Annotated in this window: 15 protein-coding genes; 11 read left to right on the forward strand and 4 right to left on the reverse strand. The window is 71.6% G+C overall.

Going from position 1 to position 14,403, the window contains the following annotated elements; all coding sequences use genetic code 11:
* Window positions 1–46 precede the first annotated feature (46 nt).
* From purF to ACPPVX_RS12465, 5 genes are all read left to right on the forward strand, one after another.
* Window positions 47–1,645: an amidophosphoribosyltransferase gene (purF, locus tag ACPPVX_RS12445; protein ID WP_426575033.1), complete on the forward strand. Its 1,599-nt coding sequence runs from the start codon at window positions 47–49 to the stop codon at window positions 1,643–1,645.
* Window positions 1,646–1,681: 36 nt separating this feature from the next.
* Complete coding sequence (gene purM / locus ACPPVX_RS12450) at window positions 1,682–2,716, forward strand: phosphoribosylformylglycinamidine cyclo-ligase (protein WP_426570877.1); 1,035 nt, start codon at window positions 1,682–1,684, stop codon at window positions 2,714–2,716.
* Between the two features lie 35 nt (window positions 2,717–2,751).
* Window positions 2,752–2,922, forward strand: a complete 171-nt coding sequence (locus ACPPVX_RS12455; RefSeq protein ID WP_426570878.1) for a hypothetical protein — start codon at window positions 2,752–2,754, stop codon at window positions 2,920–2,922.
* A gap of 39 nt (window positions 2,923–2,961) precedes the next feature.
* A complete protein-coding gene (locus tag ACPPVX_RS12460) occupies window positions 2,962–4,503 on the forward strand; it encodes a N,N-dimethylformamidase beta subunit family domain-containing protein (protein WP_426570879.1) in 1,542 nt (513 codons plus the stop codon).
* A gap of 113 nt (window positions 4,504–4,616) precedes the next feature.
* Window positions 4,617–5,222: a sulfite oxidase-like oxidoreductase gene (locus ACPPVX_RS12465; RefSeq protein ID WP_426570880.1), complete on the forward strand. Its 606-nt coding sequence runs from the start codon at window positions 4,617–4,619 to the stop codon at window positions 5,220–5,222.
* Between the two features lie 10 nt (window positions 5,223–5,232).
* On the opposite strand, the gene ACPPVX_RS12470 is transcribed toward ACPPVX_RS12465, so the two are convergent.
* The gene (locus ACPPVX_RS12470; protein WP_426570881.1) at window positions 5,233–5,571 is read right to left on the reverse strand and encodes a hypothetical protein; all 339 of its coding nucleotides are present in this window, start codon (window positions 5,569–5,571) and stop codon (window positions 5,233–5,235) included.
* Between the two features lie 2 nt (window positions 5,572–5,573).
* Window positions 5,574–6,383, reverse strand: coding sequence for a ParA family protein (locus ACPPVX_RS12475; protein WP_426570882.1), 810 nt, complete (start codon window positions 6,381–6,383; stop codon window positions 5,574–5,576).
* A 25-nt stretch (window positions 6,384–6,408) separates the two neighbouring features.
* Here ACPPVX_RS12475 and pyrE point away from each other — a divergent pair, with 25 nt between their 5' ends.
* The 4 genes from pyrE (at window position 6,409) to ACPPVX_RS12495 (ending at window position 9,505) form a co-directional block, all read left to right on the forward strand.
* Complete coding sequence (pyrE, locus tag ACPPVX_RS12480) at window positions 6,409–6,963, forward strand: orotate phosphoribosyltransferase (RefSeq protein WP_426570883.1); 555 nt, start codon at window positions 6,409–6,411, stop codon at window positions 6,961–6,963.
* 147 nt (window positions 6,964–7,110) lie between these two features.
* Window positions 7,111–7,320: a helix-turn-helix domain-containing protein gene (locus ACPPVX_RS12485; RefSeq protein WP_426570884.1), complete on the forward strand. Its 210-nt coding sequence runs from the start codon at window positions 7,111–7,113 to the stop codon at window positions 7,318–7,320.
* A 23-nt stretch (window positions 7,321–7,343) separates the two neighbouring features.
* Window positions 7,344–8,774 (forward strand): NAD-dependent malic enzyme, encoded by a 1,431-nt coding sequence (locus tag ACPPVX_RS12490; RefSeq protein WP_426570885.1) that lies wholly within the window; start codon window positions 7,344–7,346, stop codon window positions 8,772–8,774.
* Window positions 8,771–9,505: an HAD family hydrolase gene (locus ACPPVX_RS12495; RefSeq protein ID WP_426570886.1), complete on the forward strand. Its 735-nt coding sequence runs from the start codon at window positions 8,771–8,773 to the stop codon at window positions 9,503–9,505. The genes ACPPVX_RS12490 and ACPPVX_RS12495 overlap by 4 nt, the downstream gene beginning before the upstream one ends.
* Before the next feature lie 166 nt (window positions 9,506–9,671).
* Here the strand turns inward: ACPPVX_RS12495 and ACPPVX_RS12500 are convergent, their stop codons facing one another.
* On the reverse strand, window positions 9,672–10,286 hold the full coding sequence (locus ACPPVX_RS12500; RefSeq protein ID WP_426570887.1) for a class I SAM-dependent methyltransferase: 615 nt from the start codon (window positions 10,284–10,286) through the stop codon (window positions 9,672–9,674).
* Between the two features lie 9 nt (window positions 10,287–10,295).
* Complete coding sequence (locus ACPPVX_RS12505) at window positions 10,296–11,183, reverse strand: alpha/beta hydrolase (protein WP_426570888.1); 888 nt, start codon at window positions 11,181–11,183, stop codon at window positions 10,296–10,298.
* 27 nt (window positions 11,184–11,210) lie between these two features.
* Here ACPPVX_RS12505 and ACPPVX_RS12510 point away from each other — a divergent pair, with 27 nt between their 5' ends.
* Complete coding sequence (locus ACPPVX_RS12510) at window positions 11,211–13,130, forward strand: flavin-containing monooxygenase (RefSeq protein WP_426570889.1); 1,920 nt, start codon at window positions 11,211–11,213, stop codon at window positions 13,128–13,130.
* A gap of 29 nt (window positions 13,131–13,159) precedes the next feature.
* On the forward strand, window positions 13,160–14,383 hold the full coding sequence (locus tag ACPPVX_RS12515) for a lipase family protein (protein WP_426570890.1): 1,224 nt from the start codon (window positions 13,160–13,162) through the stop codon (window positions 14,381–14,383).
* The last annotated feature ends 20 nt before the right edge of the window (window positions 14,384–14,403 follow it).

Consider the following 14,403-nt stretch of genomic DNA (forward strand, 5'->3'; position numbering starts at 1 on the left):
CGCAGGTGAGCGAGCAAGTGTGGAATCGCGGGCGCGGCGTGCGATGATGGGGCTCGTGCGTGCGCCTGGATCCGTCCCCGCCGACCTGCGGGACCCAGACGACGACTCGCCCAAGGAGGCGTGCGGCGTCTTCGGCGTCTACGCCCCGGGCCAGCCGGTCGCCCACATGACCTACCTCGGGCTGTACGCCCTGCAGCACCGCGGCCAAGAGGCGGCGGGCATGGCGGTCAGCGACGGCGAGGACATCACCGTCGTCAAGGACATGGGCCTCGTCGCCCACGTGTTCGACGACCGCACCCTCGCCCCGCTCACCGGCCACCTGGCCATCGGCCACACCCGGTACTCCACCACCGGGTCGAGCTCGTGGCGCAACGCCCAGCCCGTCTACCGCGACGCCGGGCCCACGCAGTTCGCCCTGGGCCACAACGGCAACCTGGTGAACACCGGCGAGCTGGCCGACGAGGCCGGCATGCTGCCCGGCACGGTGGCCAGCGACAGCGACCTCGTCGCCGAGCTCCTCGCGCTGGAGCTCGAGCGGGGCGAGCAGGCCCGCCTCCACGACCCGTCGCTGCCGGCGCCCGCGCTCGACACCGCGCTGATGGAGGTGCTGCCCCACCTGCAGGGTGCCTTCTCCTTGGTGCTCATGGACGAGCACCGCGTCGTCGGCATCCGTGACCCCAACGGGTTCCGGCCGCTGTGCCTCGGCCGGCTCGAGGATGGCGGCTGGGTGCTGGCCTCGGAGTCGCCGGCGCTCGACGTGGTCGGCGCCAACTTCGTGCGCGAGATCGAGCCGGGCGAGATGGTCGTGATCGACGCCGACGGCGTTCGCTCGGCCCGGCCGTTCCCCGCCGACCGGCTCAACCCGAAGCTCTGCATCTTCGAGTTCGTCTACTTCGCCCGGCCCGACACCCGCCTCTACGGCAAGAGCGTGCACTTCGCCCGCGTCCGCCAGGGCGAGCTGCTCGCCGAGCAGGCTCCCGTCGAGGCCGACATGGTCATGGGCGTCCCGGAGTCGGGCATCCCCGCGGCCGAGGGCTACGCCCGCGCCAGCGGCATCCCCTACGGCCAGGGCCTGGTCAAGAACCGCTACATCGGCCGCACGTTCATCGCTCCTACGCAGGAGATGCGGGCGCTCGGCGTGCGCATGAAGCTCAACCCGCTCAAGGAGAACCTCCAGGGCAAGCGGGTGGTGGTCGTCGACGACTCCGTCGTGCGCGGCACCACGCAGAAGCAGCTGGTCAAGATGCTGCGGGAGTCGGGCGTCAAGGAGGTCCACCTCCGCCTCACCTCACCGCCCATCAAGTGGTCGTGCTTCTACGGGATCGACACCGGCGAGCGCTCGGAGCTGCTGGCCGCCAACCTCGAGGTCGAGGAGATCCGCCAGTACCTCAACGTCGATTCGCTCGCGTTCATCACCCTCGACCGGCTGGTGTCCTCCACGGGCACCGGGGGCGCCGGGTTCTGCGACGCCTGCTTCACCGGCAACTACCCCGTCGCCGTCCCGGTCACGCTCAGCAAGGGCGTGCTCGAGGCCGACGATGCGCAGGGCGGTGCGGGCTGCGATCCGACGCCGGTCGGCGCCACCACGCAGGCGCTGTTCGGCAGCAGCCTGCTCCCTGCCGACGAAGCACGCGGCAACCAGTAGCACCACCCGTGCCCGACATGGAGAAGGACCCCACCGATGGGTGAGACCTATGAAGCCGCCGGCGTCGACATCGCCGCCGGCGAAGAAGCCGTCCAGCGCATCAAGGACAAGGTGCGCTCCACGTTCCGTCCCGAGGTCATCGGCGACATCGGCGGGTTCGGCGGGCTGTTCGCGTTCGCCAGCCACCGCTACCGCCACCCGGTGCTCGTGTCGTCCACCGACGGCGTCGGCACCAAGGCCCTGATCGCCCAGGCGTCGGGCCGGTTCGACACCATCGGCGTCGACCTGGTGGCGATGTGCGTCGACGATCTCGTCTGCCAGGGCGCCGAGCCCCTGTTCTTCCTCGACTACATCGCGGTCGGCAAGCTCGACCCCGACCACATCGAACAGCTCGTCGAGGGCGTGGCCGAGGGCTGCCGCCAGGCCGGCTGCGCCCTGATCGGCGGCGAGATGGCCGAGCACCCCGGTGCCATGGATCCGGGCGAGTTCGACCTGGTCGGCTTCTCCGTCGGGGTGGCCGAGCGCGACCAGCTGATCACCGGCGACAACGTGCGCCCCGGCGACGTCATGATCGGCCTGCCGTCGCCCGGCATCCGCTCCAACGGCTACTCGCTCGCCCGCCACGTGCTGCTCGACAAGGCCCAGCTGCCGCTCGACGGGCCCGCCTTCGAAGGCGCCCACCACACGCTCGCCGAGGAGCTGCTCACGCCGTCGGTGATCTACGCGCCGGCCGTGCTGTCGTTGCAGCGCGCCGTCGACGTGCGCGCCGTGTGCCACGTCACGGGCGGCGGCCTGGCCGGCAACCTCACCCGCGTGCTCCCCAAGGGCGTCGACGTCACCATCGACCCGTCCTCGTGGGAGGAGCCGCGGATCTTCGCCGAGATCCGCCGCCACGGCGACATCGCCCAGGACGAGATGCGCAAGGTGTTCAACCTCGGCATCGGCATGGTGGTCGTGGTCCCGCAGGAAGAGGTGTACCGGGCGCTCGACGTCCTCCGCGGCGCCGGCCAGCGCGCCGTCGAGATCGGCAAGGTCCACAAGGGCACCGGCCAGGTCCACTTCACCGCCTGACCATGGGAGCGGCGGCTCGTCGGCGGACGTGGGGGGTGGCGTGCGGGCTCGCCGCGCTGGTGCTGATCGCTCTGGCGCTCCTCGTTCTGGTCTCGAAGTTCATGGTCGTGCTCGGCGATCCGTTCTCCTTCGCGGCGTTGGTGATCGCCGCCACCGTGGCCGGCGCGGTCGCGTGCGGCCGCGAGGCTCGACGCTCCTTGGCCTGACCGACGCACGGGCGTGAGCTGGTGGGTAGGTTCCCGGCCATGCCGTTCGAGACCGTCACCGGGTACTGCTGGCCGCAATCTGCTGTGGGTGGGGGCACGGTCGGGCTCCACCTGTCGTCGGCCGCGGGGCGGCCCGTGTCGGTCGAGGTGGCCCGGTGCGGGTGGCGGCGCGACGTGGTCTGGGCCGACACCGTGCCGGCCGACTTCCACCCCACGCCGCACGGCGCGGCGCAGGACGGGTGCGGGTGGCCGGTGGCGGTGGTGCTCGACGTCGACCGCTCGTGGCGCAGCGGGTACTACGAGGTGGTCCTGGAGATCGATGTCGACGGCAAGCGCCGCCGCAGCCACGCGTTCTTCGTGGTCCGGCCGCAGATCGGTGCTCCGACCGCGCCGATGCTGCTCGCCCTGACCACCAACACCTGGAACGCGTACAACGACTTCGGCGGCAACAACCTCTACACCGGCGGCACGTCGGTCTCCTTCCAGCGACCGATGTCGCCCGGCTACCTGTACAAGCCGCCCGGCGAGGGCCGGCGGGTCACCAACCAGGCCGACTACGACCCGCAGATGACCGCGCACCGCGGCTACGTCGCGGCCAACCACCTGTCGCCGTACGCGGGCTCGGCGGGCTGGCCCGACTGGGAGCTCCCGTTCCTGCAGTGGGCCGAGCGGGAGGGCTACGCGGTCGACGTCGTCCTCAACGCCGACCTGGAGGAGCACCCCGGCCTGCTGGCCACGGTGGGGGAGGGCGGCTACTCGCTCTACCTGTCGGTGGGCCACGACGAGTACTGGTCCGGGCACATGCGCGACACCGTCGAGGGCTTCATCGCCCAGGGCGGCAACGCGGCGTTCTTCTCGGGCAACACGTCGCTGTGGCAGGTCCGGTTGGAGGACCACACCCCGGAGGGGCCGGCGGCGACCATGGTCGGGTACAAGGGCTTCTACAAGTCCGACCCCGTCTACGGCACCGAGAGGATCGGCGAGCTCACCAGCTTCTGGTCCGACAAGGAGGTCGACCGGCCCGAGAACCGGATGACGGGCGTCAGCTTCACCCGCGGCGGCTACCACCGGATCGGCAAGCGGGCCACCCGAGGGGCCGGCGGCTACACGATCCACCGCCCCGACCACTGGATGTTCGAGGGCACGGGGATCGACTACGGCGACGTCCTCGGCGGCGCCAGCCGGACCGTGGGCTACGAGTGCGACGGGTGCGACTTCACCTACCGCGACGGCCTGCCCTACCCCACGGGCTCGGACAGCACGCCGCTCGACTTCGAGATCCTGGGCACCGTCCCCGCGCCGCACTTCACGCGCACCACGGCCGGACGCCCCCCGCCACCGGACCAGCCGTCGGAGCTGGAGTACATCGCGGCTCGCGTCACGGGCGGTGGCCGCGAGCCCGCCGACGTGGAGCGCTTCGCCCACGGCCACGCGGTGCTGGGCACGTACACGGCGCCGAGCGGCGGCGTGGTGGTCACCTCGGGCAGCACCGACTGGGCCCACGGCCTCGCCGGCCGCGACGAGCCCGTCGAGCAGATCACCCGCAACCTCCTGAACCGCCTCGCCGCCCCACCCACCTGACCGCCGCCGGTTCGGGTCGGTCGCTCGCCGCCACCGCGGTCGAGAGCGACCCGTTTCGGGGCGGGCGTAGGCTGGGCGCATGATCCCGACGATGCTCGCGGCGGACTGAGCCGGTGAGCTTCTTCGACCGGAACCGCAAGGCGCTCATCGCCGACGGGATCGACCCGGCGCGGCTCCCGCCCGGGCAGTACCGCACCGACCGCTGGCCGGTCCTGCACGAGGGCCCGGTCCAGCAGGTCGACCTGGCCACCTGGACGCTGCGCGTCTGGGGGGCGGTCGAGCAGGAGATCCGGCTCTCCCACGCCGACCTGGTGGCGCTGGGCGAGGTCGACCTCACCACCGACCTCCACTGCGTCACCAAGTGGAGCCGGTTCGACACGGTCTGGCGGGGCGTGCCCATCGCCAAGGTGCTCGAGCAGGCGGGCCTGAAGCCGAACGCCACCCACACGCTCCAGCACGCGCCGTACGCCTACTCCACCAACCTGCCGCTAGCCGACCTGCTGCGGCCCACCTCGCTCATCGCCACGTCGGTCGACGGCGGCGCGATCCCCGACGAGCACGGCGGCCCGATCCGCACGCTCGTGCCGCACCTGTACTTCTGGAAGTCGGCGAAGTGGCTGACGGGCATCCAGGTCCTCGACCACGATGTCCCTGGCTACTGGGAGGTCCGGGGCTACCACGACTACGGCGACCCGTTCCTGGAGCAGCGCTACCGCTAGCCCGTGCCCGTCAGTCCTGCCAGCCCACCGAGCACCAGGTGCGCTTGGAGCAGCTCGGGCAGCGCATCCAGTGGCTGTTCTTGCGACCGGGGATCCACATCGATCCGCCCATCCAGCGCAGCCCGAGGTCGGTGAGGTTGATGCGGCTCCGGGCCTCGCACGACGAGCACGTGACGATGACGGTGCCGGTCCGTCGAGGGCCGGTGGAGAACAGCGCCTCGCGGCCGTCGCTGGGGGTGCCGGCGCGGATGGTGTCGCGCGCGGCGCTGACCGGGGTCTCGAACAGGGCGCGGCGGCCCTGCGGGTCGAGCGAGCGACGGCGGCCGCCGCGGCCCGCGTCGTCGGCCACGGTCAGCCCTTGCGCCCGAGGAGCTGCACGGCGAGCTCGCGGTAGGCCTGGGCGCTGCGAGACTTGGGGGCGTGGGTGAGGACCGAGCGCCCGCGCGCCGGCGCCTCCGCCACCTTGACCGACTTGGGCACGAAGGGCTCGAGCACCGTGACGTCGTAGGTGCGGCGGACCTGCTCGACCACCTGGTGCGCCAGCTTGGTGCGGCCGTCGAACATGGTGGCGATCGCTCCGATGACCTGGAGGTCGTCGTTGGTGTAGTCGCGCACGTCCTCGATGGTCTCGAGGAGCTGGCCCACGCCGCGCTGGCTGAGCGACTCGCACTGCAGCGGGATGAGCACGTCGTCGGCGGCGGTCAGCCCGTTGATGGTGAGGATGCCGAGCGACGGCGGGCAGTCGATCAGGACCCGGTCGTACCGGTCGGCGGCCTTCGACAGGGCCTTGCGCAGGACGTACTCGCGGCCGGTCTTGGTGAGCAGGTTCAGCTCGGCGCCGGCGAGGTCGATGGTGGACGGCAGCAGGTGGAGCACGCCGACCTTGTCGTCCTTGACCGGCTTGGGGGTGGGCAGGGCGACGATGGCGTCGGTGGCCGTGGCCCGCTTGAGCAGCACGTCGTGGATCGACACCTGGAGCGCATCGGGGTCGACGCCGCACGCCCACGTCAGCGAGGCCTGCGGATCGAGGTCGACGAGGAGGATGCGCTTGCCCCGCTCGGCCATGGCGACGCCCAGCGCATGGGTGGAGGTGGTCTTGGCCACGCCGCCCTTCTGGTTCGCGATCGCCACCACCCGCGTCATGGCAACGAAGTGTGGCACCCCCGGCTCGTTAGGGTCGACTCCCATGACGAAGCAAGCGCTGATCGACCACCTGCTCGCCCACTCCGTCAAGCGGGGCGACTTCGTGCTGAAGTCGGGCAAGCCCACCGATTGGTTCATCGACGCCAAGCAGACCACCTGCAGCCCCGAAGGGATGCTGCTGGTGGCCGACGCGGCGCTCGCCGTGATCCCCGGCGACGTGACCGCGATCGGCGGCCTCACCATGGGGGCCGACGCGGTGGCGTTCGGCATCGCGGCCATCGCCGCCACGCGGGGCCGCTCGCTGCGCAGCTTCAGCGTGCGCAAGGAGGTCAAGGACCACGGTGGCGGGGGCCGGATCGCCGGGGCGCTCGAGCCCGGCGACAAGGTGGTCATCACCGAGGACGCCGTCACCCGGGGCGTGTCGATGCTCGAGGCGGCCGAGGTGATCCGTGAGGCCGGTGCCGAGCCCGTCCTGCTGCTGCCGGTGGTCGACCGGGGCGGCACCGTCACCGCCATGGCCGCCGAGCACGGGCTCGGGGTCCTGGCCCTGGTGACCGCCGAGGACCTGGGCTTCGCCTTCGAGGGGCCGAACCCCTAAGCGGCCGGGCGGGCGCTGACCGTGGCGGGCGGCCGGTGATGGCGCGGCAGCGCAGGTCTTTCGACCCCTTGCGTGCGGTTTGGTACGTTTGCAGGTGCATCGACACCCCGGATGTGCCTCGTACCCGCACGAAGGAACACCGCTGCCATGACCACCGTGATCGAAACGCCGGATCCGGCGACCCTGCTCACCCCTGCAGAAGTCGCCTCGCTGTTCAACGTGACGCCGAAGACCGTCGGACGTTGGGACGCGGCGGGAATCCTTCCCGCGCTGCGCACCAGAGGCGGCCACCGCCGCTTCCCCGCGGGGGCCGTCTACCGCCTCCGCGACTTGCTGGAAGGGGTTGGGGAGCCTTGACAGGCGGCGGCTAGCGTCGCGGCATGGTTTCGCCCACTGCCGCCTTCTCCGTGACCATCCGCGTCCGGCTCGACAACACGCCGGGGACCCTCGGCCGACTCGCGGCGGCCATCGGCGGGGTAGGCGGCAACATCGTGGCGCTCGAGGGCTTCGAGGCCCGCGACGAGTACCTCGACGAAGACCTCATCGTGAACTGCCGGTCCGAGGAGCACATCACCGAGGTGGTGGGGTCGCTCGACGGCATCGCCGGCCTCGAGGTCATCTCGGTGAGCGACCGCACGTTCGCCATGCACGCGGGCGGGAAGATCGAAGTGCTCGCCCGCATGCCCGTCGCCGACCGCGACGACCTGTCGATGGCGTACACGCCCGGCGTGGCGCGCATCTGCACCGAGATCGAGATCCACCCCGAGCGGGTCCACGAGCTCACCATCAAGAAGAACACCGTGGCCATCGTCACCGACGGCACCGCGGTGCTGGGCCTCGGCAACATCGGCCCCGAGGCCTCGCTGCCGGTGATGGAGGGCAAGGCCCTGCTGTTCAAGAACTTCGCGGGGGTCGACGGCTTCCCGATCTGCATCGATGCGGGCCCGCCCGACGCGCCGCTCGAAGCTCGCATCCACGCCATCGTCGACACCGTCGTGCGCATCGCCCCCGTGTTCGGAGGGATCAACCTCGAGGACATCGCCGCACCGGCGTGCTTCGAGGTCGAGGACCGGCTGCGCGCCCTGCTCGACATCCCGGTGTTCCACGACGACCAGCACGGCACCGCGGTCGTCACCCTCGCCGCCCTCGAGAACTCCATCAAGATCGTCGGCAAGGCCATGGAAGACCTGCGGGTCGTCATCTGCGGCGCCGGCGCCGCCGGCGTGGCCATCGCCAAGATCCTGCTGACCGCCGGGGTCACCAACATCGTCGCCTGCGACACCAAGGGCGCCATCCACCGGGGCCGCACCGACCTCAACGACGTGAAGCAGCGCTTCGCCGACATCACCAACCCCGAGCAGATCAGCGGCACCCTCCAGGACGTCCTCCCCGGCGCCGACGTGTTCATCGGCGTCAGCGCCCCCGACCTCCTCACCCCCGACGACCTGCGCAAGATGGCCCACGATCCCATCGTGTTCGCCATGTCCAACCCCAACCCCGAGATCCGTCCGGAGCTGGCCAAGGACCTCGTCGCCGTCATGGCCACCGGCCGCAGCGACTACCCCAACCAGATCAACAACGTGCTCGCGTTCCCCGGCATCTTCCGCGGTGCGCTCGACGCCGGTGCCACCGACGTCACCGAGAACATGAAGCGGGCGGCGGCCACGGCCATCGCCGAGTCGGTCTCGGCCGAGGAGCTCCGTCCCGGGTTCGTGATCCCGTCGGTGTTCGACACCAGCGTCGGCGAGCGGGTGGCCGCCGCGGTGGCCGAGGCCGCTCGCGCCGACGGCGTGTGCCGCGACCAGCGTTGAAGGCCGTCACCTTCGACTTCTGGAACACGCTGATCCAGGCCGACGACGCCGGGTTCCGCGACCGTCGCCTCACCGCCTGGCTCGGGCTCCTCGCCGGCGAGGGCTTCGAGCTCGATCGAGATGTGCTGCGCGGCGCCCAGCGCCACGCGGGCCGGCAGTTCGACAAGAGCTGGAGGGCCAACGAGGCCTACCGCGCCGACGATTCGATCCGAGACATGCTCGGCCACCTCGGTGTCGACGGGTCACCGGCGCTGCGCGCCGAGATGGTGGCGTGGATCACCGACCCCGATCCGGCCCACGACCCGCAGCCCACGCCCAACATCGCCGCCGCGCTCGACGGCCTCCGCTCGGCGGGCGTGCGCATCGGGATCATCTGCGACGTCGGCCTGGCTCCGTCCACCACGCTGCGGCGCTTCCTCACCGGGCACGACCTCATCGGCTACTTCGATCACTGGTCCTTCAGCGACGAGGTCGGCACGTTCAAGCCCGATCCGGTGATCTTCGAGCACGCCCTGGCGGGGCTCGGCGGCGTCGATCCCACCGATGCCGCCCACGTGGGCGACCTCCGCCGCACCGACATCGCGGGCGCCCAGGGCATGGGCATGTTCGCCGTGCGCTACTCCGGCATCTACGACGACCCGGGCTCCGCCGACGACGGCACCGACCAGGTCGAGGGCGATGCGGTCATCGGCGACCACGCCGACCTGCTCGCCGCGCTCGGCCTGGCCTGACCCACCCCGAGCTCGACCCGGAGTCGCCGGTGTCGCGCTGCCCCTCCCACCGTCGACCGCCGGTAGCGCCCGATGGCGGTGTCCCCACCCGGAACCTGGCACGGATCCAGGTCGGTGGTGTCCGTGATCGGTGCCAGGGTCGAGGGGCGGGGCGGGCGGGGGCGGGTCAGGGGGAGACGGCGACGGCGGAGGTCATCCATGTCCAGGGCTTGGGGCCCTTGGCGTAGCGGCGGTCCTGGCGGATCACCTCGAAGCCGGCGGCCTCGACGAGGGTGATCGGGTCTCGGGTGAGGTGGCAGCCGTCGGCCACGCGCTGCTCGATCGGATCGAGGCGGTGCTGCCGGCGGGCCACCTTGGGGTCGGGCGACAGGCCGTGCTCCAGGAGGTGCAGCTCGCCGCCCGGCTTGAGCACCCGCCGCAGCTCGGCGAGCGCGGCGCCGGCATCGGGGATGGTGCACAGGGTGAACGTGGAGAGGGCCCCGTCGCACGAGTGGTCGTCGATGGGCAGGACCTGGCCGTCGAGGCCCACGTGGCGGACCGGCACCGGGCTCGCGGCGATGCGGTGGGCGGCCCGGTCGCGGGCGACGTGGGCCGGCTCGACGGCGAGCACCTCGGTGATCTCGGGTGGGTAGACGGGGACGTTGAGGCCCGAACCGAACCCGATCTCGACCACGCGGCCGTGCAACCCTTCGGCCGCCCGGGCGCGCCACCGCTCCATCTGGGCGCCGCCGCACGCCACCTCGACGAGGCGGGGCACGACGTGGTCTCGGTAGACGCCCACGGCCGTCGCTCAGCCGTCGGTGGGGGCGAAGTGGCCGGCGAGGAACCCGCCGGCAGCGGTGACGGCCTCGGCGGCCTCGGGGACCAGCTCCGCGGGGAACGCCTGGAACACGTGGATCATGTCGGGCCACACGTGGAGCTCGGCGGTGCCGCCAGCGGCGACGAGGCCGTCGACGATGGTGCGGCTGTCGCCCAGCAGGCACTCGTCGCTGCCCACGTCGACCCGGGTGGGCGGCAGGCCGGTCAGGTCGCCGAACACCGGCGAGGCGTACGGCGTGCGCGCGTCGGTGCCGGCCAGGTAGCCCTCGGCCATGGTGGTGAGGCTGCGGTCGGTGAGCATGGGGTCGACGTCGCCGAGCTCCGCGTAGGTCTCGGCGCTCTGGGTCAGGTCGACCCAGGGGGAGATCAGCACCAGCGCGACCGGCAGGGACCCACCCCGGTCGCGGAGGGCGAGTGCGGTGGCCGCGGCCAGGCCGCCGCCGGCCGAGTCGCCGGCGATGGCGATGCGGGCCGGGGCCAGCTGGTCGAAGGCGAGCAGGGCGTCGTTGAGCGCGGCGGGGAACGGGTCTTCGGGGGCGAGCCGGTAGTCGAGCGCGACGACCGTGCGGCCGCACGCCAGGGCGAGCGATCCCGCCAGCCCTCGGTGGGTGTCGAGCGAGCCGGAGCAGTAGCCGCCGCCGTGGAGGTACAGCACCACCTCGTCCCCCGGGGCACCGGCCGGGGTGAGGCGCTCGGCCGCCCGTTCGGCCAGCTCGATGACCTCGACCGCGACGCCGTCGGGAGCCGGGGGCGACCCGGCGAGGGCGGCGAGGTTGGCCCGGCGCTCGAGCAGGGGCACCTCGTCGTGGCGGGTGTCGCCGAGGAGCTGGCGGATGACGTCGATGCCCGGGTGTGCCATGGCTGGGCATCGTAGGGTCCCGCCCTGATGAGCGACCGATACGCAGGACTCCCGATCACCGACGACGACGCCACCATCGCAGCTGCGCTGGAGGACGTGAGCGTCCCCACCCTCCTGGTGTCGCTGGTGCACCTCACGGGCGATGCCTCGATCCTGGACGGCCCCCACCGTCCGGTCGGCAACTACCTCAACGAGGTGCAGGGGTTCATGAGCCCCGAGGACCAGGCCTCGGCGCGGGCGTTCGCCCTCGACAAGATCATCGAGTTCCGCGACGGCGGCTGCGTCCTCCCACCGCCGCCCTCGGCCGAGCTGGTGCACCGGATGATGGAGTTCCTGGTGGCGGGCGAGGTCCCGGCCGAGTACGTGCCGCTGATGCTCGAGGAGCTGGCGCTCGACGGCACCGACGTCCGCGATCAGGCCTGGGTGCGAGACCTCGACCCGACCGTCCAGGCGGCGTTCCACGTCGTGGTGATCGGTGCCGGGATGTCGGGGCTGCTGGCGGGGATCAAGCTCGCGGCCGCGGAGATCCCGTTCACCATCGTCGAGAAGAACGCCGGGGTGGGCGGCACCTGGTTCGAGAACCGCTACCCGGGCTGCCGGGTCGATGTGGGCAACCACTTCTACTCGTACTCGTTCGCCCCCGACGACGAGTGGAGCGAGTACTTCGCCCGCCAGCCCGAGCTGCAGGCGTACTTCGACCGGTGCATGCGCGACTACGGCATCACCGACCACATCCGCTTCGAGACCGAGGTGCGCTCGGCCGTGTGGGACGAGGAGTCCGCCACCTGGACCGTCGACACCACCGGCGGGCCGCTCGTGGCGAACGCCGTCATCAGCGCGGTCGGCCAGCTCAACCGGCCCAAGCTCCCCGACATCGAGGGTCTCGACTCGTTCGAGGGCGAGGCCATGCACTCGGCCCAGTGGGTGGAAGGGACCGACCTGGCCGGGAAGCGGATGGCGGTGGTCGGGACGGGCGCGAGCGCGTTCCAGCTGGTCCCCACGGTCGCCCCCGAGGTGGACCACCTCACCGTGTTCCAGCGGTCGGCCCAGTGGATGTTCCCGAACCCGAACTACCACGCCCAGGTGGGCGCGGGCGTGCCGTGGGCCATCCGCCACCTGCCGTACTACGGACGCTGGTACCGGTTCCTGCTGTTCTGGCCGGCGTGCGACGGCGGGCTCATCGCCATGACCATCGACCCCGACTACGCCGATCCCGAGCACGGCATCAGCGACATCAACGACGCCGCCCGCGACATGTTCACCCAGTGGATGGCCGACCAGATCGGCGACGACCCCGAGCTGCTCGCCAAGGTGGTGCCCGACTACGTGTGCCTCGGCAAGCGGACGCTCCAGGACAACGGCAGCTGGCTCGGTGCGCTCACCCGGCCCGACGTCGAGCTCGTCACCGAGGCCATCGAGCGCATCACGCCCACCGGGGTCCGCACCGCCGACGGCGTCGACCACGACGTCGACGTGATCGTCTACGCCACCGGCTTCCACGCCAACAAGTACCTCTGGCCCATGGACATCGTCGGCCGCGACGGCGTGGTGCTCGGCGAGCAGTGGGGCGACCGCCCCACCGCGCTCTACGGCATCACCGTGCCCAACTTCCCCAACCTGTTCTGCCTGTACGGCCCGGGCACCAACCTGGCGAGCGGCGGCAGCCTCATCTTCCACTCCGAGTGCCAGGTCCGCTACGTGATGGGCTGCATCGAGGCCCTGCTCGGCGGCGAGGAGCGGGCGATCGAGGTCCGCCAAGAGGCGCACGACGAGTACAACGTCCGCCTCCAGGCCCGCATGAAGGAGATGGTCTGGAGCCACCCCAGCATCAAGACGAGCTGGTACCGCAACGACGAGGGCGACATCTACATCCTCAGCCCGTGGCGGCTGGTCGACTACTGGGCCTGGACCAAGGCGCCCGATCTCCAGGACTTCGAACTGACCTAGCAGTACCGTCTGGCCATGCGGGGGCGAGCATGAGGTGGGCGCTGCGGATCGCGATCGCGGTCTTCGTGGTCCTGGCCGGGATCATCGGCGTCCTCGTCTACGTGTCGCGGCCGGCCGAGCCGGGCCACTTCTACGCCACCCCGTCGGAGCTGCCGACGAAGCCCGGAGCCGTCATCCGGAGCAAGGGCTTCGATCAGGGCGTGCCGGCGGGGGCCGAGGCGCACCTGATCATGTACACGACCACCATCGCCACCGGTGAGCAGCGGGTCGCCACCGCCACGGTGCTGGTGCCGAAGGCCAGGCCCAAGGGCAACGGCGCCCACCCGGTGCTGGCCTGGGCGCACGGGACCACCGGCATCGTGCCCGGCTGTGCCCCCTCGCTGCTGAGCGAGCCGTGGGGCGGGATCCCGGCGCTCGGCGCCGTGCTGAAGGCGGGGTACGTGGTGGTGGCCACCGACTACGTCGGCCTCGGCACGAAGGGCCCCCACGAGTACCTGGTGGGCGACACCGCGGCGCGCAACGTCCTCGACTCGATCCGCGCCCTGCACGCGTACGACGCGGCCGACGACGTGACCCACGGCGTCGGCCTCACCGACGAGACGGTGGTGTGGGGGCACTCCCAGGGTGGCCAGACCACGCTGTTCACCGGCCAGATCGCCAAGGAGTACGCCCCCGACGTCGACATCGTCGGGCTCGGCGCGCTCTCGCCGCCCGCCCACCTGTCGGCCCTGCTCGTGGCCGAGAAGGACTCCACCGTGGGCAAGGTGCTGTCGTCGCTGGCGATCGAGTCGTGGAGCCACGTGTACCACGACATCGACTTCGACGACATCGTTCGGCCGGCGGCGCGCCCCGTCGCCCGCCGGATCGCGGGGCGCTGCCTCACCGAGCCGGCGGCGTTCCTGACGATCCTCGAGGGCCTGTCGCTGCGCGGGTCGATCCTGAAGGTCGACCCGGCGACGTACAGGCCGCTCGTCCGGCGGATGGAGCAGAACTCGGCCAAGGGCGAGATCCCGTTCCCGCTGTTCATCGGGCAGGGCGCCGCGGACGAGGTGGTGGCCCCGAAGGTGACCGAGACGTACGTCGACGAGCTGTGCCGGAAGGGCCAGGACCTCGACTTCCACCTCTTGCCGGGGATCGGCCACCTGGGGATCGTCGAGGAGGGCTCGCCCATCGACGCCCCGCTGCTGGCGTGGACCGCCGACCGCTTCGCCGGGGAGCGGGTGCCCGCGGGCTGTCACCGGCACGACGGCTGACCCCCTGTCGCCGTTCCGGA

Origin of the sequence: Aquihabitans sp. McL0605 (genome assembly GCF_049993875.1) — a bacterium.
Classification (GTDB): Bacteria; Actinomycetota; Acidimicrobiia; order Acidimicrobiales; family Iamiaceae; genus Aquihabitans.

Coding starts and splice junctions, on each gene's coding strand:
- purF (WP_426575033.1), top strand. CDS start 47: ATGGGGCTCGTGCGTGCGCCTGGATCCGTCCCCGCCGACCTGCGGGAC.
- purM (WP_426570877.1), top strand. CDS start 1,682: ATGGGTGAGACCTATGAAGCCGCCGGCGTCGACATCGCCGCCGGCGAA.
- ACPPVX_RS12460 (WP_426570879.1), top strand. CDS start 2,962: ATGCCGTTCGAGACCGTCACCGGGTACTGCTGGCCGCAATCTGCTGTG.
- pyrE (WP_426570883.1), top strand. CDS start 6,409: ATGACGAAGCAAGCGCTGATCGACCACCTGCTCGCCCACTCCGTCAAG.
- ACPPVX_RS12485 (WP_426570884.1), top strand. CDS start 7,111: ATGACCACCGTGATCGAAACGCCGGATCCGGCGACCCTGCTCACCCCT.
- ACPPVX_RS12490 (WP_426570885.1), top strand. CDS start 7,344: ATGGTTTCGCCCACTGCCGCCTTCTCCGTGACCATCCGCGTCCGGCTC.
- ACPPVX_RS12505 (WP_426570888.1), bottom strand. CDS start 11,183: ATGGCACACCCGGGCATCGACGTCATCCGCCAGCTCCTCGGCGACACC.
- ACPPVX_RS12510 (WP_426570889.1), top strand. CDS start 11,211: ATGAGCGACCGATACGCAGGACTCCCGATCACCGACGACGACGCCACC.
- ACPPVX_RS12515 (WP_426570890.1), top strand. CDS start 13,160: ATGAGGTGGGCGCTGCGGATCGCGATCGCGGTCTTCGTGGTCCTGGCC.